The following is a 19,820-nucleotide window of genomic DNA, read 5'->3' on the forward strand; positions in this document are numbered from 1 at the left end:
CGTAGCGCCCATTCGTCTTCACGAATCCGTTCTATCGGCATGGCCGAGAACAGGGGCTTTCGCATGCGTGCGTCACATTTCTCTGCGTCCGTACGTTCCTCGCAGCTTTCCCTGCACGGCGTCACCAAGCGATACGGCGACCGCACAGTGCTCGACCAGGTTTCCTTCAGCCTCGCCCCCGGCGAGAAGGCCGGCGTCGTCGGTGACAACGGGGCTGGGAAGTCCACACTGCTCCGTCTTCTCGCCGGTGCGGAGCGGCCCGACGCGGGTGAGATGAACGTGGCCGCGCCCGGCGGGACCGGATACCTGGCCCAGACGCTCAGCCTGCCTGCGCAGGCCGGCGTCCAGGACGCCGTCGACCTGGCGCTGGCGGAGTTGCGTGCGCTCGAGGCGACGCTGCGGCAGGCCGAGGCCGCGCTGGCCGAGGCGCCCGAGGGCGCGGCGCTGGAGGATGCTCTCGCCGCGTATGCGCGGCTGACGGAGCAGTACGAGGCTCGCGACGGTTACGGCGCGGATGCCCGCGTGGATGCCGCGCTGCACGGGCTCGGTCTGCCAGGGCTGGAGCGGTGCCGACGGCTGGGGACGCTCTCCGGCGGCGAGCGGTCGCGGCTGGCGCTGGCCGCGACACTGGCGTCCCGACCGGAGCTGCTGCTGCTCGACGAGCCGACCAACGACCTCGACGACCGGGCTGTGGGCTGGCTGGAGGAGCATCTGCGGGCCCATCGCGGAACCGTCGTCGCCGTCACCCATGACCGGGTGTTCCTGGAACGGATCACCACCACGGTGGTGGAGGTCGACGGCGGTCGCGTCTCGCGCCACGGCAACGGCTATACCGGCTACCTCACCGCCAAGGCCGCCGACCGTCGGCGCCGACAGCAGCAGTACGACGAGTGGCGTGCGGAACTCGACCGCAGCCGTCGGCTCGCCGAGTCAGGCGTGGCGCGCCTGGACGGCATCCCGCGCAAGATGCCGAAGGCCTGTTTCGGCCACGGCGGGTTCCGGATGCGAGGGCGTGCGCATGGCGCGATGAGCCGTATCCGCAACGCCAAGGAGCGGGTCGAGCGGCTCACCGTGAACCCGGTGACGCCGCCGCCGGACCCGCTGTCCTTCACGGCCCGTATCGCCACCGCGGGCGGGCCGGGCAAGACGCCGGCCGCCGAGCTCGACGGTGTGGTCGTGGAGAGCCGCCTGCACGTGCCGGAGCTGCTGCTCGATTCAGCCGAGCGGCTGTTGGTCACCGGCCCCAACGGCGCGGGCAAGAGTACTCTGCTGCGCGTCCTGGCCGGGGAACTGCTGCCAGAGTCAGGCACGGTGAAGGTTCCCGGGCGTGTGGGGCACCTGCGGCAGGAGGAAGCGCCGTGGCCGCCGGGTCTGACCGTGTTGGAGGCATTCGCCCATGGCCGCCCCGGTGACCAGGACGAGCACGCCGACCGGCTGCTGTCACTCGGTCTGTTCGACCCGGAGGCGCTGCGACTACGCGTCGGGGAACTGTCCTACGGGCAGCGGCGCCGTATCGAGCTGGCCCGGCTGGTCAGTGAGCCGGTGGACCTGCTTCTGCTGGACGAGCCCACCAACCACCTCTCGCCCGCGCTCGTGGAGGAGTTGGAGGAAGCACTGGTCGGCTACGCGGGCGCGCTGGTGATGGTCACCCACGACCGCCGGATGCGGACGCGGTTCACCGGCTCTCGGCTGGAACTGCGCGAGGGCACCGTCGCTGGGCCGACCTCCTGAAGCCCGCCGACCGGCGCGGCGTGACCCCGCTGTTCTGGTCCCATGTACGTCCGTACGGCGAGGCGGCCTGGGAGTGTACGGACGTGTGAGGTCAGACGTTGGGTTCGGAGACGTAGGTGAATGTTCCGGTGGGGGTGCCGCCGGGGCCTGTGATGGTGACGCCGACGGTGACGTCGCTGCCGCTGGGCGGGGTGGTGGCGGTCAGGGTGGTGTCGGAGATGACCGTGAAGGGCGCCGGGATGCCGTTGAAGGTGACCTGGTTGGTGGAGGCCAGGCCGGTGCCGGTGATGGTCACCTCGGTGCCGCCGGTGGTTGGTCCCGTGTTGGGGCTGACGCCGGTGACGGTGGACGGGGCGACGTAGGTGTAGGTCAGGCCGTGAGCTGTCCCGCCGGGGGTGGTAACGGTGACGGCGTTGCTGCCCGGTGCCGGGGCGCCGGCGGCCCTGACGGTGATCTGGGTGTCGGAGGCGGTTTGGATGACGGCTCGGGCGGGGCCGAAGTACACGTCGATGGCTCCGGCGAGGTTTCGGCCGGTGATGACGATCTCCTGGTCGCTGCCTGCGACAGGGCCCGCGGCGGGGCTGATGCCGGTGAGGGCGGGAACCGGCGCGTAGTAGAAGGATCCGAGGGCACAGGTGCCGCCCGGCGTGGTGACCGTCACGGGGGCCGCACCGGATCCGGCGGGGGTGGTGACAGTCAGCGAGGTCGCTGTATTGGCGGTGATGACGGCCTGGGCGGTGCCGAAGTGCACGGTGGTGGCGTCGGCCAGCTGGTGACCGGTGAGAGTCACGGTGGTCCCGCCGGCCGTGGACCCTTGGTCGGGGATCACGGTCGTTGCCATGTCGCTGACAGTGCCCGCGAGCGCGTTGGTCACGTAGGCGTGTGTCCCGTCGGGGAAGACCGCGATGGCCGTGGGGCCCTCTCCCACGCAGATGTTCTCGACGACGGTGTTGGATCCGGTGTCGATCACACTCACCGTGCCCGGGCCGGAGTTCGCCACATACACATGGGTACCGTCCGGGCTCAATGCCATGAAGCGCGGCTGGGCGCTGACGCCGATGGTGGCAGTGACGGCGCCGGTAGCGGTGTCGATCACGCTCACCGTGGAGCTGCCGGCGTTCGTGACGTAGACGCGGGCCCCGTCCGGGGTGACTGCCAGCAGGATGGGGACGTCGCCCGCGGTGATCGTGGCAGTGACGTTGTTCGTGGCGGTGTCGACCACGTAGACGGCACCCGAGTAGCACGCCACATAGGCGCGGGTCCCGTCCGGGGTGATGACCACGCCGGTCGGCCCGGCCCCGACGGTGACGGTGTTGGTGACGGTGTTGGTGGCGGTATCGATCACACTCACCGTGTTCGTGGTCTGCTGCGTCACGTAGGCGCGGGTGCCACCCGGGGTGAGCGCTACGGTCGTCGCTCCTTCCCCGACGGCGATCTCCGCGACAATGGCGTTGGAGACGGTGTCGATCACGCTGACGAGACCGTCGTCGTAGATGGTCACATACGCCCGGGTTCCGTCCGGAGTGACCGCCACGAAGGTGGGACCGGCCCCCGTGGCGACGGTGTCGGTGACCGTGTCGATCACACTCACCGTGTTCGAGCCCCGGTTGGCCACATACGCACGGGCCGCACCGGGCGTGAGGGCGACTTGCCAGGCCCGCCGGGGCAGCTTGGCAGCCAAGTCATCCGCACGGAACTTGCCTGCCCCGGTGGCCATTTCGGCCGGGCAGGCCACTGCGAGCACGTAGCCCATGCCGCGTTCCTCCAGAGCGGACTGCAGTTTCGGGTTGCCGCCATAGACCTCGCCGCCGGTCACCCAGCCGACATGCTGTCCGGCGTCCAGGAACCGTTCGATCATCACGCGGGCCGGCTCCGGCTTGGTCGCGAAGTCGGTGTCCTCGCCGATCGGACGGCGAACTGTCGGAAATCCGGGGGACGGCCACCGACCCGGCTGACATGCTGGCGCACATGACCACGCCACGGACTGCGAGACAACGACTCGCCGCGCTCCACAGCCATGCGGCCGTGAACGGGGCGGACTTCACCGGCAAGAACCTGGCTTCCGCTCGCACGTCGCGGCTGCGGTTCACCGGCTGCTCGTTCATCGGGGCCGATCTACGCCACGCCACCCTGGACGGGTGTTGGTTCAAGTTCTGTGACTTCAGCGACGCAGACCTGCGTGGGGCCTCACTGCGCGAGGTCAGGCTGGCCGGATGCGATCTACGGGGTGCTGACCTGCGCGACACCGATCTGACCGACGCCAGGTTCGGAAGCGTGAACACTGGCGTGCCCCCGCTCGGGCTGACCAACGTCACCGGCGCCCGGTTCGAGGGAGCGTCCTTGCGCAATGTTCAAGCGGAAGGCGTCATCGGGTGGCCACCCGGGCACGGCGGGAACGAGTAGGGCCTGCCTGGCGGTGCGCGCCTGGTCTTCCATGTCTTCACGGCCCTCACGGACTTCATCCGCGAACTTAGCGGCCGACTGTGCTGTGGCTCAGGAGGTTGAACAGCAGGGACAGGTACAGCGGGTCCGGGCCCGTGGTCAGCGCTTCGTGAGGAACGCAGCCCGCCCGAGGCCCGCCGACATCACGTCGGGCCGATGTCTCGGCGAGCGGATTGCCGCAGTAGGCGCAGGTCATCTCGGCGGCAGGGACCGGCCGTTGCGCGGCCGCGGGGTGACAGGCCAGACTTCGCCGAAAGCGGCCGTGAGTTCACCCTTGGCCGCCTGCGGAGCGGCGACCTTCTCCGGCTCCCGGAGCAGGAGTTCGGCGACACCACACCCAAGCACCGCGCAGAAACCACACGCCGCTGACAGTACTGGTTCGACACCGTCGGCCTCTGCCTGACCCGGTGAGCGGACGTCGGCGATCCGAGCGGCCAAGGCGCCGCCACTGGCCATGAGTTCGCTGTGGTAGCCGTACTCGATGATGTGGGCCGTGGTCGGAGGACGTAGTGGGGGCGCCGTCGATCACCCCCACCGCCTGAGCCTGCCGTCTCCGCCCTTGTCCCCCTCCGCCTCATTCCGCCCGCGCGGTCAGCGCTGTGCGGAGCGTACGGCGTCGACGGTGCGGTTCACCGCCACGGTCAGTCCCGGGGCGCCCATGTGGACGGGCCCCGCGAACTCGTCCGCGGCGGTCCTCGCGAGGTGGGAGAGCCACTCCGGCTCGCTCGACGCGAAGTGCGTGAGCACCAGTTCCGCCACGCCCGCCGCCCTTGCCACTCGACCTGCGTCAGCGCCCGAGAGGTGGCCGTGGTCGCTGCGGTCCGTCTCGGCGAGGGTCGACTCGGCGAGCAGGACATCGACGCCGGCGGCCAACTCGACCAGCGCCGGGGTGACACCGGTGTCCCCGGTGTAGGCCAGGGTCCCGCAAGGCGCCTCCACCCGCAGCCCGTAGTTCGGCAGGACGTGCCGCAGCTCCTGCGGCGTAATGGCGCAGTCGCCCGCCTGGAAGCTTTCGCCGGGGGTGTATTCGCGGACGTCGAAGGCGACCTCGAAGGCCCGGTCGAGCAGCGGCAGTGTGGTCACCGGAAACAGTGCGCCCCACCTGTCGAACAACTCCCGTGCGCCCGAAGGAACATACAGTGGTACGGGCCGGAATTCGCCTTCGCGGCGCGGCGGTCCGCCCTGCACTTCGAGCAGACCGTTCAGCAGCGACTTTCCGATCGGCAGCAGGTCATAGCAGTGATCGGAGTGGAAATGGCTGATCACCACGGCGTCCAGGGACGACGGCGGTGCGACGGCGCTCAGCGCGACGGCCGTTCCCGGTCCGCAGTCGATGAGCAGTCGCGCGCCGGCGGTGTCCACCAGATAGCCGGAACTCGGCTGTCCGTCCGCCGGCATTCCGGCCCGGCACCCAAGAACGGTGAGCTGCATTGCGATGTCCGATCTACTCGATTCCCCGTTGTTCCCGCGCGGGGTCGACTGATCGAGGGCCCACGTCGGCGATGTGAGTGTGCCCGATATCCATCCCTCACCCGGGTGTGATTGAACTGGTCAACCGGTCCATGGGTGTTCGCTATCGTGACGCGCGGTCAGAGGTCGAGGACCAACTGGGGCGACCTGGCCCGCGACACACAGAGCATCATTGTCTCCCCGGCCGCTCGCTCCTCCTGTGACAGCACCGAGTCGAGGTGCTCCACCTCGCCCTCCAGCACCGTGGTCTCACAACTGGCGCAGGTACCCTCCCGGCACGAGGACGGAACGTCGATTCCCGCGGTGCCGAGGGCATCCATGATGGACTGCCCCGGCCCGACCCGGACGGTGACGCCGGTGCTGACGAGGCGGACATCGAACCCCTTGTCCGACGCCGTGGAGGGCTCCTGCGGGCGCGGCTGGAACCGTTCGACGTGCAAGGTGCCCACCCGCCGCTCGTCCCACAGGCGTTCCACGGCGGCGAGCAGCGGCTCGGGACCGCAGCAGTAGACAGCGGTGTCCGGCCCGGCTACGGCGAGGATGCCGGCCAGCGGCAGCAGCCCGTGTTCATCCTCGGGCAGCACCCGTACGCGCTCGCCGTAGCCGTCGAGATCCGGCAGGAACGCCATCCGCTCGCGCCGCCGGCCGCCGTAGTACAGCCCCCAATCCGCGCCCTGCTCATGGGCGGTGCGGACCATCGGCAGCACCGGTGTGATGCCGATACCGCCCGCGACAAAAAGATAGTGCGGCGCGGAGACGAGCGGAAAGTTGTTGCGCGGGGCGCGCACCAGCAACTGGGAACCGGCTGTCACCCTCTCGTGCAGAAAGCGCGAGGCACCACGGCCGTTCTCCTCGCGCAGAACCGCGAACCGATAACGGCCGGAATCATCGGGATCACCGCACAGTGAATACTGGCGGACCATATCGGGATCGGCGTCGGTGACGAGCACATCGATATGCGCGCCCGGTGCCCACGTCGGCAGCGCCGCACCGGCCGGATGGACCAGTTCGAAAGAGCGCACCTCCGCCACTTCGTCCCGGATGGCCGCAACGTCAAGGACCGTCCAGTCAACCAACGTCGTCACGGTTTCTGTCCTCCTCAGATCGGCGCATCACGCAGTCTCTCCGAAGGAGAGCGGCGAAGGAGATCACGGACCCGAATCCATTCGGCCGATTGGTTCTGGCAATGACACCGGCACCGGTCGCGGCGCTCTGGCGGAATGGTCGCGGCACAGCGGTCGAGGACCGCGGTGATGACGGCGCCGGCAACCGCGTGGCCGACCGCGCCGACGACCTTGTCGATGACTGCCCGACGTGGAGGAGCCCCAGGTGCCAAGCCCGCAGGAACTCAGCGTATCTACCCGCGCTTTCGTCCAGGAACGCGTCCTTCCCGTCGAGCGGGAGCTGGTGGTGGACGGCCGTCCGATGGACGACGCCCTGCGACTGGAACTCCAGAAAGCGGCGAAGGAAGCGGGCGTCTTCGGCCCGATGTCCGCCGTCGAGTACGGCGGCCTCGGGCTGGACATGCGCGGCGCGGCGCTGGTCATGGAGGCCGCGGGCACCAGCCTGATCGGACCGCTCGCCCTCAACTGCTCGGCGCCCGACGACGGCAACATCCATCTCCTGGCGCACGCCTGCGACGAGGAGCAGGCGCGCCGCTACCTCTCCCCGCTCGCCGCGGGCGACCTGCGCTCCGCCATCGCCATGACCGAGCCCGCCCCCGGCGCCGGTTCCGACCCGAGCATGCTGATGACCGTCGCCGAGGAGACCGCCGACGGCTGGGTGATCAACGGCAGGAAGCACTTCACGACCGGGGCCGAGGGCGCCGCGTTCACCATCTGTGTGGCGAACACCGACTACGGCGCCACCCTGTTCCTCGTGGACCAGGACAACCCGGGCATGAAGGTGGGGCGGCGCATGCCGACCCTGGACCACAGCAACCCGGGCGGCCACAGCGAGGTCGAGTTCGACAACTGCGCCGTACCGAACAGCGCGGTGCTCGGCGAGGTCGGCCGGGGCCTGGACTACGCGCAGGCCCGGATGGCTCCGTCCCGCCTGGCCCTCTGCATGAACTGGCTCGGCCTCGCCACCAGGGCGCACGAGATGTCCGCGCGGTACATCGGGAACCGGACCGCCTTCGGTGCGCCGATCTCCGAACACGGCATGGCACAGGGCCTGGTCGCCGACAACGAGATCGACATCATGGCGTCCCGGGCACTGATCCACTCCACCGCGACGGTGCTCGACGAGGAGGGCCCGCTCAGCTCGGCCGCCCGGCATGCCGCGTCCGTCGCCAAGACCTTCGTGGCCGAGGCGGTCTGGCGGGTCCTCGACCGGGCGGTGCAGCTGCACGGCGGGCTCGGGGTCTGCGAGGACCACTTCGTGGCCCGCTTCCTCATGGAGGCCCGGGCGGTCCGGATCTACGAAGGGGCGTCGGAGGTCCTGCGCTGGTCGATCGGCCGCCGGGTCCTGCGGAACGCCCAGAAGTGACCATGCTGAACCGAGTATTCAAGGGATGACGAGCGTGACGACCGAAGTGAAGACCCCGGCCGGCGGCGCCTACTCCGCCGCGTTCGGCGACATCGACCCGGCCGACCCGGACTACGACAAGATCCGGCGCATCGCCACGACCCTCGTGCCGTTCGGCAACCACGCCGACGTACGGGTCACCGAGATCGGCCCGGACCGGGCCGTCGTGGAGATCCCCGACGCGCCGCACCTGATGAACCACATGGACACCGTGCACGCGGGAGCCCTGTTCCTCGCCGCGGACATCGCCGGAGCGGCCGCCTTCCTCGGCGGCGCCGCCACCCGGCTGCACTCCATCCGGCGCTTCGTGCTGCGCGACAGCAGGACCGCCTTCCGGAAGCCCGCCATCGGCCGGATCCGGGCCTTGGGGATGATCGACGAGCGCGCGCTGCGCGAGGTGCTGGCCGCCGAGGGCGAGCAGCGGTTCGAGGTGGACGGCAAGGTGCTGATGTACGACGACGCGGACGTGCTCGTCGCCAAGGCCACCTTCGACTACGTCGTCGATGTCGCCGCCGTCCCTGGCCGGGAGCAGTGATGTCCGCTCCCCGGGCGAACTCCGAGAAGAACTCCCGGACGGGCGCCGCGACGGGTCCCGCGGTTGTGGACCCTGCCGCGGACTCCGGTACGGATCCCGGTGCGGATCCCGCGAAGAACGGCAAGCGGCCGTCCGAGTTCAGCACCCTCGAAGACCTCCGCCTGACCACGCCGGACGGCGCGGCGTTCGTCATCCGGGTGCTGCCGCAGCCGGACCCGGCGGCCCCGGTGGTGCTGCTCCTGCCCGCGATGGCGATGAAGGCCAAGTTCTATCTGCCGATGGCCAAGGCACTGCACGCCGCGGGTCTCGCCGTCGCCACCGTCGACCTGCGCGCCCAGGGCGAGAGCACCCCAGCCTTGCGCGAGGCGCCGGAGTTCGGCTACCGCGAGCTGGTCGAGATCGACCTGCCCACGATCGTCGATGCCGTCAGCGAGCGCTTCCCGCAGGCGCCGCTGCACCTCTTCGGGCACAGCCTCGGCGGCCAGGTGGCGCTGCTCTTCAGCGCCACCGCGCCGCACAAGGTCGCCGGTGTCACCGTCATCGGCACCGGCAGCGTGTACTGGAAGGCGTTCGAGCCCCGGCGCTGGTTCGAGGCGCTGTGGAAGATCCAGTGGATCGGCCTGGTCGCCAGGGTCACCGGCAAGTGGCCCGGCGGCGTGCTCATCCCCGGGGCCATGCAGGGCAGGCTGATGGCCGACTGGTCCCGCCACTCGCTGGGCAGCCGCTACCGGCCGAAGGGCCGCACCCACGACTACGACAGGAAGCTCGCCGAGCTGAGGCTGCCCGTTCTGGCGATCTCCCTCGACGACGACCGGCTGGGCCCGAAGTCCAATGTCGACTTCCTGTGCGGCCGCATCGCGTCCGCCGAGGTGACGCGCTGGCACATCGACGCGTCGTCGGACGTCGCCCACCGCGACCACTTCGAGTGGATCAAGGACAGCGCGGTCATCGGCCCCGGGATCGCCGCGTGGATCCGGGACGGACGGCGTCCGCGGTGAAGCTCTACACCGCCGCCCGCGTCCTCACCGGGGACGGGGAAGTACTGCCCGGCGGCGGGGTCGTGACCGGCGATGGAGTGATCAAGGCCGTCGGCAGGCTCGGTGAGCTGCCGGCGGCCGCCGAGCGGGTCGACTTCCCGCACGGCACGCTGCTGCCGGGGCTGATCGACGCGCACGTACACCTCGCCATGGACGGCGGCGACGACCCGGTTCCCACGCTCCGCGCGGCGGACGACACCGTCCTGCTCAGGACGATGCGGCGCAATGCCCGTGCCCTGCTGGCCGCGGGCGTCACCACGGCTCGCGACCTGGGCGCCCGCGGCTTCCTGGACGTCGTGCTGCGCGACCAGATCACCGACGGCCTCAGTCACGGCCCCCGGCTGCTCACCGCCACCCGGCCGCTCACCTCGCCCGGAGGCCACTGCTGGTACCTCGGCGGGGAGCACCAGGGCGTCGACGCGATACGCCGCGGCGTGCGCGAGCGGCATCTGAGGGGCGCCGACCTGCTGAAGATCATGGTGACCGGAGGAAACACCACGCCCGGCTCGAAGGCCTGGCTGCCCCAGTCCACCGACGCCGAACTCGCCACGGCCGTCGCCGAGGCGCACAGTCTGGGCATGCCGGTCGCGGCGCACGCGCACGGCGTCGACGGCATCCGGGCCGCCGTCGTCCACGGCATGGACACCATCGAGCACTGCACCTGGCAGACCGAGCACGGATTCGACGGCTACCTGCCCGCCCTCGCCGACGCGATCGCGGAGGCCGGTATCCCGGTGTGCGGCACGTTCAATCCGCTGCTCGCACGCGATGTGGCGTACGCCGAACAGCGCCGCCGGGTGGTGAGCGACATGCGCCGCCGCGGCGTCGTGTTCATCGCCGGGACGGACGCCGGTATCCGCGACACCCCGCACTCCGCGTACGCGATGGCCCTCGCCACCATGGCGGGCTACGGCTTCACCGCCGCCGAGGTGATACGGGCCGCCACCGTCGACGCGGCGGCCGCCCTGGGCGTGGCCGGATCGACCGGCCGCCTCACGCCGGGCCGCAGCGCCGACCTGCTCGCCGTGCACGGCGACCCGCTGACCGACCTGTCGGCGCTCGCCGAGCCCGCGCTGGTCGTCGCCAGGGGCAGGGAGTACCTGCCTCAGCCGGTGGCGAGCGGATGACCGCCGTGGACCGTGCCGGGTCCGGTCTGCCGACCGTGACCGGCGGTCTCAAGTGGACCCGGCACCCGCCGGCCGTGCTCGCGGCGTGGGTGGCGGAAATGGACTACGCGACGGCGCCGCCCGTCCGGGACGCCGTCGAGGCAGCCGTGCGACGCGGAGCGTTCGGCTACCCGGACGACCGCTCCCGCCAGGACCTCGCCTGCGCGTGCGCCGACTGGCTGGGCCGTGCGCACGGCTGGCGGGTGGCCCCCGAGCAGGTGTACCTGCTGCCCGATGTGCTGCACGGCGTACAGGTCGCCATCGAGGAGCACTCACCGGCCGACAGCCCGGTGATCCTGCCGGTGCCCGGCTACCCGCCGCTGGCCGACGCGGTCCGAGTCTGCCGACGGCCGCTGTTCGAGGTGCCCATGACCATCGCGGACGGGCGGCCCACGCTCGATCTCGACGCGGTGGACCGCGCGTTCGCCGCCGGTGCCCGCACCCTCGTGCTCTGCAACCCGCACAATCCGCTCGGCACGGTCGCCGAGCCGCGCGAGCTGCACGCCCTCGCCGCCGTGGTCGACCGGCACGGCGGCCGGGTCGTCGCCGACGAGATCCACTCCCCGCTGGTCTTCCCGGGCCACCGCCATGTGCCGTACGCCTCCCTGTCGAAGACGGCAGCGCACCACACGGTCACCCTGGTCTCCGCCAAGGGGTGGAACATCGCCGGGCTCAAGTGCGCCCAGGCGATCGTCACCCATGAGCGCGACCGCGCGCTCTGGTCGGCGCTGCCGACCGTACGGACCTGGGGAGCCGGCCTGTTCGGCGTCCTCGCCTCGGAAGCGGCGTACCGTCTGGGCGGCCCCTGGCTGGCCGGTGGTGCGCGCCCTGGACGTGAACCGGCGGCTGCTCGCGGACCTGCTGGACGAGCTGCTGCCCGCCGTCCGGTACCGCGTCCCCGAGGGCACCTACCTGGCCTGGCTGGATTTCCGAGGCCTCCAACTGCCCGAAGAACCGGCCGAGTTCCTGCTGCGGGAGGCCAAGGTGGCGCTCAGCGCGGGCCGCCCCTTCGGCGCCCCCGGGGCGGGCCACGCCCGGCTGAACCTCGCCACCTCACCACGGATTCTCGAACGGCTCGTACGGGCCATGGCCGAAGCGGCGGGACGACGTCGGTGGAACTGACGGTGGAACTGAACCTGGTCCGCTACGCCTGGCACACCGCGGAGCCGGTGCATGCCGTGATCTACTACGCGCCGGAGACCCGGGCCGCGACCGGGCCGCTGGAACTGCCCGGCCGGTGGATGTGGTACTTCGGCTGCCGGGCCGCGCCGCTGGGAGCCGTCGGCGCCGCCACCGCGACATCGGTGTTCTTCCACCTGGCGCCCGCGATGGTGTCCCGCTCCGTCCCCGCGCTGTGGCAGCACGCGAGCCCGGACGACTTCCTCCGGGTGCGGCACACCGCCGTGGACGCGGCGCTGCGCCGGCTGCTGGGACCGCTGGTGAACTCCCCGGGTCTGGCCCGCGCGGCGGAACTCGCCACCGTCGCCGCGTCGGTCGTGGACGGAGAGGGCGGCCGGCCGCTGGGGACGGCCAACGCCGCCCTGCCGGTGCCGGACGCGCCGCACCTGGCGCTGTGGCAGGCGCTGACGACCCTGCGCGAATACCGCGGCGACGGACATGTCGCGGTGCTGGTCGGCCTCGAGATCGACCCCTGCGCGGCACATGTGCTCGCCGCCGCGTCGGGACGGTCGCCGGAGTCCGACGCGAAGCGGTACCACAAGTGGACCGAGTCCCAGTGGTCCGCCGCGCTGTACGACCTCGGGCGGCGCGGCTGGCTGCGAACCGACGGCACGCTCTCCGCGGCCGGTGCTCTCGTCCGCGAGCGCATCGAGACGGACACCGACCGCCTGGCGGCCCGGCCCTACCGGGAGCTGGGGCGGGCGCGCACCGAGGAACTAGTCGCGAGTGTGCGCCCGGTCTCCGACCTGGTCATGGCCGCCGGTGCCGTGCCCGTCCCCAACCCGGTCGGCTTCGACTGGCCGCCCGTCAGAAGCGGGGCGGGCCGCGGCCGTGACACCCTTCCGCCGCGCTGACCCCTTGGGCAGGACCACGGCGGTCAGCACGGCCGCGAGGCCGGCGGCCACGGCGGCCACCACGAAGGTCAGGTGCATCGAATGGACCGTGCCATCGCGCTCCGGCGACAGCAGGCCCGCCAGTGCCACCCCGAGGACCGCTCCGAACTGCCGGAAGGTGTTCACGGTGCCCGACGCGGTCCCGGCGAGGCCCGGCGGCACATCGCCCATCATGGCCTGCAGCGCCACCACCCCGCTCGACAGCGGTACCCCCGCCCCGAGCAGGAGCAGCGCCCACGCGTAGCCGGGGTAGCCGACGCCGGTCTCCACCAGGACCAGGCCCGCCAGACCGACCGCGACACACACCAGGCCGGTCACCATGGTGCGGCGCGTACCCCACCGGGCGACGACCGACGAGGCGAACACCGCCGCCACCGCGAGAGTGCCGAACAGGGTCAGAAAGCGCAGACCCGTCTGAAGGGCCGAAAGTCCGAGCGTGCCCTGAAGGTACGTGGTGAGCAGGAACAGCACCGCGTACAGCCCCAGCAGGCCGAGGAAGTTGACGGTGCAGGCGACGGCCGCTGTCGGAACGCGCAGCAGCTCGGGCGGCAGCATCGGCTCCGGCGTCCGGGTCTCCCACCAGCCGAACAGCACCAGGGCGACCACGCCCACGGCGAGCAGGCCGAGGATCGGCCAGGACAGCCAGCCGCGGTCACGGCCCTCGATCGATACGAAGGTGAGCGCGCCACCACCGCCGACGAACAGCAGCTGGCCGAGCACGTCGACGCGCCGGGCGCCGCCGGACCGGGGCGCGGCCGGCATGGTGACGAGCAGTCCGGCCAGGGCGACCAGGCCGATGGGGATGTTGATCCAGAACATGCTGCGCCAGCCCGCGCTCTGGACAAGGAGCCCGCCGAGCAGCGGACCGAGCGCCAGCGCCACACCGCTGGTGCCACCCCAGATCCCGATGGCGCGGGCGCGCTGCCGCGCCTCGTCGAACAGACCCGAGGTCACCGCCAGGGACAGCGGCACGACGGCGGCGGCGAACACCCCCTGCGCCGCGCGCGCCGTGATCAGGGCACCGACGTCGGGCGCCAGCGCGCAGCCGGCCGAGGCCACGGTGAACCCCGCGACGCCCAGGCACAGGACGTTTCTGCGGCCCAGCCGGTCGCCCAGCGAACCGGCCGTCAGCAACAGGCAGGCGAACGCCAACGTGTAGGCGTCCAGCAGCCATTGCCCGGCGGTCGCGCCACCCCCGACGTCCGCGCGAATGGCGGGCAACGCGACCGGAGTGATGCTGGTGTCGAGATAGACCAGGAATGTTGCCGCACACACGAATGCAAGGACGAGCCGAGAACGCATGGGTTCGATGCTGACCGGGCGCAGGAGGCCTGTTTGTCATCAATTCTTTTCTCCACTCGGCTGATCGAATAATTCAATCGCCGCCGCACGAATTCATATCGTCAGAGGCGGTTTACCTCGCATACATCTGTGAATGTTGTGGTTCTCCTGAACAATAACCGGCGCGAAAGGAATTGAGCAGTGAGCCGACTACGCATCGAGGGTGTGACAAAAAGCTTCGGCCGGACCGTTGCCGTCGACGGAGTCAGCCTGGATGTCGGCCACGGCGAGTTCCTCGTCCTGCTCGGGCCGAGCGGCTGCGGCAAGTCGACTCTGCTGCGGATGATCGCAGGACTCACTGCGCCGTCCGCGGGCCGCATCCTCCTGGACGAGGCCGACATCACGCACACCCCGCCGCGTGACCGCGACCTCGCCATGGTCTTCCAGAGCTACGCTCTCTACCCGCACCTCAGTGTGGCCCGCAACATCGGCTTCCCGCTGCGCGCCCGCCGTCGGCCGAAGGCCGAGATCAAGGCCAGTGTCGCTGACGTCGCCGAGGTGCTCGACCTCGGCGAACTGCTCGACCGCCGCCCGAAGGAACTGTCCGGCGGACAGCGCCAGCGGGTCGCGCTCGGCAGGGCGCTGGTACGCGACCCCGGCGCGTTCCTCATGGACGAGCCCCTGTCGAACCTCGACGCCAAGCTGCGCGCCTCCACCCGCGCCGAGCTCACCGGCCTGCACTCACGGCTCGGTTCGACCTTTGTGTACGTCACGCACGACCAGGTCGAGGCCATGACCATGGCGACAAGGATCGCCCTGCTCAACGGCGGCCGCCTGGAACAGGTCGGCAGCCCCGCCGAGGTCTACGACGAGCCCGCCTCGGTCTTCGTCGCCGGGTTCCTCGGCTCCCCGCCCATGAACCTGATCGACGGGCGGGTCATCAGCAGGGACGGCCAACTGCGGGCGGTGGCCGACGACATCGACCTGCCCCTGGGCATCGGGGGCGACCTGCCCCCGCGTGATGTCGTGCTGGGCATCAGGCCCGAGCACATCACGCCGGGCGCGGCGATGCCCCGCGCCACGGTACGGGCCGTGGAGAACCTCGGCAGCGACGAGGTCGCCCACTGCTCCGTCGGCGCGGCCGAGGTCGCGCTGCGCGGCCCGCGCCCGCTCGGTGTCGCCGCCGGCGACTCACTGGGACTCGGCGTGGAGCCCCACCATGTCCACCTGTTCGACCGGGCCGGCGGACGCCGGCTGGTCTGGCAGAACGACCCGATATCCGAGCCCTCTTCCCCCTCGCGTTCCCGATTCCCCGTCTCCGCGGTGGACGCGGGGGCGCACGCTTCACCAAGGAGCATTCCGTGAACAGAGCCCGTTTCCCTCTCGGTGCCACACTGAGCATCGCCGCCGTCCTCTTCGGCACCTCGGCATGCGGCGGCCTCGGCGATACCTCGGACGCGAAGTCCGGTTCTTCGCCGGTGCCGGAACTCAAGTCGAACCAGAAGGTGTCGATTACGTTCGAAAGTTACAACTTCGGTCAGGCCGGCCCGTGGACGGACACGTTCACCGCACTTATCAAGAAGTTCGAACAGGGTCACCCGAATATCAAGGTGACCGCACAGAAGCCGCAGGGCAACAGCCCCAACCCGGCGGCGGACGCGGTCTCCAGCGTCCAGAACGAGACCGCTTCCGGTAATCCGCCGGATGTTGCCCAGCTCGGCTTCGGCGACCTCGACTACGCCGTCAACGGCCTGGGCGCCAAGCCGCTCGACGACCTGGTGGGCAAGCCCGCGGTGCAGAAGAACTTCGACGGCGCGCACCCGTACGCGGCGAAGGCCCGCACGCTCGGCGACTGGAAGGGCAAGACCTACGGCGCCCCGTTCGTCTTCTCCACCCCCGTCCTCTACTACAACGCCTCGCTCTTCAAGAAGGCCGGACTCGACCCCGCCAAGCCCCCGAAGACCTGGGACGACGTGGCGAAGGACGCCCTGGCCATCAAGAAGAAGACGGGCAAGGACGGCCACTACAGCGACTGCCTGACCAAGATCGCCAGCGACTGGTGCCTGCAGAGCATGGTGCGTTCCAACGGCGGCCGGGTCATCTCGGAGGACCGCTCCGAGCTGACTTTCGACCAGGCGCCGGCCGTCGAGGCCGTCAAGACCGCGCAGAGCATGGTGAAGTCCGGGGCCACTCCGAAGCTGAGCCAGGAACAGGCGTACACCGAGTTCGCCCGCGGTGACATGGGGATGATCCTGGAGACCAGCGCGATCCAGGGCGCCTTCATGAAGGGCGCCAAGGACAAGTGGGACGGGCCACCACCTCGCCCGGCTACCAGGGCAAGACCGTCATCCCCACCAACTCCGGTTCCGCGCTGTTCGTCTACTCCAAGGACCCGGCCAAACAGCGCGCCGCGTGGGACCTCATCAAGTTCCTCACCAGCGACGAGGCCTACACCATGATCTCAAGCAAGATCGGCTACCTGCCTCTGCGTACCGGCCTGGTGGACGACCCGAAGGGCCTTCGGACCTGGGCCGAGGAGAACCCGCTGGTCCAGCCCAACCTGGACCAGCTCACGCGCCTCGAACCGTGGCAGTCCTTCCCCGGCAAGAACTACATCCAGGCGCGCAACGAGATGATGGACGCCGTGGAGAAGGTCGTCTACCAGGGCGCCGACGCCCAGTCCACGCTCACGGACGCCCGGAAGCAGGCCTCGAAGCTCCTGCCGACCGCATCGAAATGAGCGATCCCGAGCTGACCCTGGTGCAGTTCAGTGACACCCACATCCTGCCCGAGGGTGAGCTGATGCACGGCCAGGTCGATACGCTCGCCAACCTGGAGGCCGCCATCGAGGTGGTGGCGGCCTCCGGCGCGCAGGTGTCCACGCTGCTGTTGACCGGCGATCTGACGGACAGCGGCTCTCCCGAGGCGTACCGGCGGCTGCGCGGCGCGGTTGAACCGTTCGCGCGGCGGATCGGCGCGGCGGTGGTGTACGCGGTCGGCAACCACGACGAACGCACCGCCTTCCGGGCCGAGTTGCTCGACGGGCAGGACGATGACGCCACGGGCGACGGCGAGCCGCCTCTGGACCGCGTGCACTGGGCGGGCGGACTGCGGATCGTCGTCCTGGACAGCAGCGTCCCCGGGCGGCACGACGGCCATCTCGACCGGGCCCAGCTCGACTGGCTGGCCGCCGAGCTGTCCCGGCCCGCTCCGCTGGGCACGGTGCTGGTGGTGCACCACCCGCCGCTGCCGTCCCCGGTGCCCACCGTCCATCTGCTGCGGCTGCGCGACGCCGGCCGGCTGAGCGCGGTCGTCGCCGGGAGTGACGTCCGGCTGATCGTCACCGGCCACGCCCACCACACCGGTTCCGGCATGCTCGGCGCCATCCCCGTATGGGTGTCGCCCGCGCTCGCGTACCGGGTCGACGCGATGTCCCCGCGCGGCAGGCTGCGCGGCGTCGAGAGCGCCGGGTTCAGCAGGATCGATCTGATCGACGGCAGCCTGGTGACCACCGCCCTCCCCGTCGAGCAGGGCCCGGCCGTGTACGACAACGAGCGCGACGCGATGGTGCGCCTCATCAAGGACCTGACGCCCGAGACGGAGTGAGAGAGATGTTCATGGAGGTTCCCGCGCCGCCGCGGCTGTCGGATGCGGCGCCCAAGGCGGCGCGGCCCTCGCTGCCGCGCCTCGTGCTGCGCGCGGCGCCGCCGTATCTGTACCTCGCACCGGCCCTCATCCTGCTGGGCATCTGGGTGTACCGGCCGCTGGCGCAGACCGCGCAGCTGTCGTTCTACTCCTGGAACCTGCTGCCCACCACGCCCATGGAGCCGGTCGGGCTCGACAACTACCGGCGGATGCTGGACTCCCCGGAGCTCGGCCAGTCGCTGTGGCGCACCGTCGAAGTGATCGTGGGTCTGCTGCCGTTCTCCATCGTCATCCCCGTCGTCGTCGGCCTGCTCACCCGGCAGCTCGGCGACCGGGCCAGGGCCGTCTACCAGGCCCTGGTCTTCGCACCCATGCTGGTCGCGCCGGTCGCCGGCGCCGCCGTCTGGGGATGGCTGCTCGACCCGCGTGGCGGCGTCGTCAACCGGGCCACGGGCACCTCGGTGAACTGGCTTCAGGAGAGCGGATTCGCCCAGATCGCCATCATCCTCATCACCGGCTGGCACGTGCTCGGCTTCGCGGTGCTCGTCGTCGCCGCCGCGCTCTCCGGCATCAACGGCGACTACTCCGACGCCGCCGCCCTCGACGGCGCGTCACGTTGGCAGATCACCCGCTGGATCACCCTGCCGCTGCTCTCGCCGACCCTGGTCTTCCTGATGCTGATGACCGTACTGCTGTCCGCTCAGTGGACGTTCCCGCTGATCGACTCGCTCACCCAGGGCGGACCGGCCGACTCCACCACCAACGTCTACTACCTGCTGTGGGACTACGGCTTCCGCAGCTACGACGCGGGCATGGGCGCGGCGGCCGGGATGCTGCTCTTCGTCGGCTTCGGGCTGGTCGCCGCCGGGCTGGTGTGGCTGTCGGAACGCCTGGCCTTCCACGACAACTGACCCGACGGCCGTCCCCATCTGATGACCGTCACCACAACTGAGGAGACAACACCGTGTCCGAACAGGCCGTCGGCGACCGCGGACGCCTGCGCACCGCGCGCGCCCATGGGGTGCTCGCGGTGCTCAGTGCGGCATGCGTCTTCCCGATCTACTGGCTGTACGCCACGTCACTGCGCCGCCCCGGCGACATCAACTCGCTCTCGCCCCTGCCCTGGCCGCTGTCGGTGCGGAACTACACGGACGCGGCCCGCCAGGTCGACGTGCTGCACCTGCTGTTCAACACCATGGCGATGGCCTCGCTCATCGCCCTCGGCCAGCTGCTCACCGGGCTGCTCGCCGCGTACGCCTTCGCCGCGTGGAACTTCCCGCTCAAGCGGCTGCTGTACGTGGCGTTCGTCGGGACCTGGCTGGTGCCGTTCCAGGTCACCATGCTGCCGAACTATGTGCTGCTGATGCGGCTCGGGCTGCTCAACACCATCGTGGGCGTGGTCGTCCCGACGCTGTGCTCGGCGCTCGGTGTCCTGCTGCTGCGCCAGCACCTGGAGAGCTTTCCCAGGGAACTCCTGGAGGCCTCCGCGATGGACGGCCGCTCGTCCTGGACGACGCTGTGGACCGTCGTGGTGCCCAACCTGCGCTCCGCGCTTTCCGCCCTGGCGGTCGTGCTCTTCGTCAACGCCTGGAACGAGTACTTCTGGCCGGCGATGGTGATGCAGCGCAGCAACGCCGTGCTCCAGCTGGGCCTGCGCAGCTTCATGGGTACCGAGGGCACCGACTGGGGCCCGCTGATGGCTCTTTCCGGCCTGGCGTGCCTGCCCGTCTTCGCGCTGTACCTCGTGCTTCAGCGGAACATCGTCAACGCGTTCGTCCGCTCCGGACTCAAGTGAGCCCACAATGCCGACGGGGCGGGAGCTACGCGCTTCGAACTGCCCCTGCTCGACCGGGTGTTGGAGGTGACCGACACGAGGGTGCGGGCCGTCAAACGGCTCGATCCCCGAGCCGAC

Annotated in this window: 16 protein-coding genes and 2 pseudogenes; 13 read left to right on the forward strand and 5 right to left on the reverse strand. The window is 70.5% G+C overall.

The window, feature by feature from the left end; genetic code table 11:
• Positions 1-63 precede the first annotated feature (63 nt).
• Positions 64-1,731 carry a TlrC/CarA/OleB/SrmB family ABC-F type ribosomal protection protein gene (locus tag AB0H86_RS26680; protein ID WP_362443719.1) on the forward strand — a complete coding sequence of 556 codons (1,668 nt, stop codon included), beginning with the start codon at positions 64-66 and terminating at the stop codon, positions 1,729-1,731.
• Between the two features lie 91 nt (positions 1,732-1,822).
• Here the strand turns inward: AB0H86_RS26680 and AB0H86_RS26685 are convergent, their stop codons facing one another.
• Positions 1,823-3,346, reverse strand: a complete 1,524-nt coding sequence (locus AB0H86_RS26685) for an IPT/TIG domain-containing protein (RefSeq protein ID WP_362443925.1) — start codon at positions 3,344-3,346, stop codon at positions 1,823-1,825.
• 12 nt (positions 3,347-3,358) lie between these two features.
• Positions 3,359-3,637, reverse strand: a pseudogene (locus tag AB0H86_RS26690) (IS701 family transposase); the annotation flags it as partial.
• Positions 3,638-3,699: 62 nt separating this feature from the next.
• Between AB0H86_RS26690 and AB0H86_RS26695 the strand changes: the two are divergent.
• Positions 3,700-4,134: a pentapeptide repeat-containing protein gene (locus AB0H86_RS26695; protein ID WP_362443722.1), complete on the forward strand. Its 435-nt coding sequence runs from the start codon at positions 3,700-3,702 to the stop codon at positions 4,132-4,134.
• A gap of 630 nt (positions 4,135-4,764) precedes the next feature.
• Here the strand turns inward: AB0H86_RS26695 and AB0H86_RS26700 are convergent.
• A complete protein-coding gene (locus tag AB0H86_RS26700) occupies positions 4,765-5,604 on the reverse strand; it encodes an MBL fold metallo-hydrolase (protein ID WP_362443725.1) in 840 nt (279 codons plus the stop codon).
• Between the two features lie 158 nt (positions 5,605-5,762).
• Positions 5,763-6,719 (reverse strand): PDR/VanB family oxidoreductase, encoded by a 957-nt coding sequence (locus AB0H86_RS26705; protein ID WP_362443728.1) that lies wholly within the window; start codon positions 6,717-6,719, stop codon positions 5,763-5,765.
• A 253-nt stretch (positions 6,720-6,972) separates the two neighbouring features.
• Between AB0H86_RS26705 and AB0H86_RS26710 the strand changes: the two genes are divergently transcribed.
• From AB0H86_RS26710 to AB0H86_RS26730, 5 genes and pseudogenes are all read left to right on the forward strand, one after another.
• Positions 6,973-8,133 carry an acyl-CoA dehydrogenase family protein gene (locus AB0H86_RS26710; RefSeq protein WP_362443731.1) on the forward strand — a complete coding sequence of 387 codons (1,161 nt, stop codon included), beginning with the start codon at positions 6,973-6,975 and terminating at the stop codon, positions 8,131-8,133.
• Between the two features lie 25 nt (positions 8,134-8,158).
• Positions 8,159-8,707 (forward strand): DUF4442 domain-containing protein, encoded by a 549-nt coding sequence (locus tag AB0H86_RS26715; RefSeq protein ID WP_362443734.1) that lies wholly within the window; start codon positions 8,159-8,161, stop codon positions 8,705-8,707.
• On the forward strand, positions 8,707-9,705 hold the full coding sequence (locus AB0H86_RS26720) for an alpha/beta fold hydrolase (RefSeq protein WP_362443737.1): 999 nt from the start codon (positions 8,707-8,709) through the stop codon (positions 9,703-9,705). Before AB0H86_RS26715 ends, AB0H86_RS26720 begins: the two co-directional genes overlap by 1 nt.
• On the forward strand, positions 9,675-10,871 hold the full coding sequence (locus tag AB0H86_RS26725) for an amidohydrolase family protein (protein WP_362443740.1): 1,197 nt from the start codon (positions 9,675-9,677) through the stop codon (positions 10,869-10,871). The genes AB0H86_RS26720 and AB0H86_RS26725 overlap by 31 nt, the downstream gene beginning before the upstream one ends.
• Before the next feature lie 98 nt (positions 10,872-10,969).
• Positions 10,970-11,599 (forward strand): annotated as a pseudogene (locus AB0H86_RS26730) (aminotransferase class I/II-fold pyridoxal phosphate-dependent enzyme); the annotation flags it as partial.
• A 1,206-nt stretch (positions 11,600-12,805) separates the two neighbouring features.
• Here AB0H86_RS26730 and AB0H86_RS26735 read toward each other — a convergent pair.
• Positions 12,806-14,257, reverse strand: coding sequence for an MFS transporter (locus tag AB0H86_RS26735; protein ID WP_362443743.1), 1,452 nt, complete (start codon positions 14,255-14,257; stop codon positions 12,806-12,808).
• 207 nt (positions 14,258-14,464) lie between these two features.
• On the opposite strand from AB0H86_RS26735, the gene AB0H86_RS26740 reads away from it, so the two are divergent.
• Genes AB0H86_RS26740 through AB0H86_RS26765 form a run of 6 tightly spaced genes read left to right on the forward strand, consistent with a single transcriptional unit; the run spans position 14,465 to position 19,703 of the window.
• Positions 14,465-15,628 carry an ABC transporter ATP-binding protein gene (locus AB0H86_RS26740; RefSeq protein ID WP_362443746.1) on the forward strand — a complete coding sequence of 388 codons (1,164 nt, stop codon included), beginning with the start codon at positions 14,465-14,467 and terminating at the stop codon, positions 15,626-15,628.
• A complete protein-coding gene (locus AB0H86_RS26745) occupies positions 15,625-16,722 on the forward strand; it encodes an extracellular solute-binding protein (RefSeq protein WP_362443749.1) in 1,098 nt (365 codons plus the stop codon). Before AB0H86_RS26740 ends, AB0H86_RS26745 begins: the two co-directional genes overlap by 4 nt.
• Entirely contained in the window at positions 16,635-17,003 is a 369-nt protein-coding gene (locus tag AB0H86_RS26750) for an extracellular solute-binding protein (RefSeq protein WP_362443928.1), read from the forward strand. The genes AB0H86_RS26745 and AB0H86_RS26750 overlap by 88 nt, the downstream gene beginning before the upstream one ends.
• Positions 17,000-17,869, forward strand: coding sequence for a metallophosphoesterase (locus tag AB0H86_RS26755; RefSeq protein WP_362443752.1), 870 nt, complete (start codon positions 17,000-17,002; stop codon positions 17,867-17,869). Before AB0H86_RS26750 ends, AB0H86_RS26755 begins: the two co-directional genes overlap by 4 nt.
• 5 nt (positions 17,870-17,874) lie before the next feature.
• The gene (locus AB0H86_RS26760) at positions 17,875-18,819 is read left to right on the forward strand and encodes a sugar ABC transporter permease (RefSeq protein ID WP_362443755.1); all 945 of its coding nucleotides are present in this window, start codon (positions 17,875-17,877) and stop codon (positions 18,817-18,819) included.
• Between the two features lie 53 nt (positions 18,820-18,872).
• Positions 18,873-19,703, forward strand: coding sequence for a carbohydrate ABC transporter permease (locus AB0H86_RS26765; RefSeq protein WP_362443758.1), 831 nt, complete (start codon positions 18,873-18,875; stop codon positions 19,701-19,703).
• The last annotated feature ends 117 nt before the right edge of the window (positions 19,704-19,820 follow it).

Origin of the sequence: Streptomyces sp. NPDC050997, assembly GCF_040660135.1 — a bacterium.
Lineage (GTDB): Bacteria > Actinomycetota > Actinomycetes > Streptomycetales > Streptomycetaceae > Streptomyces.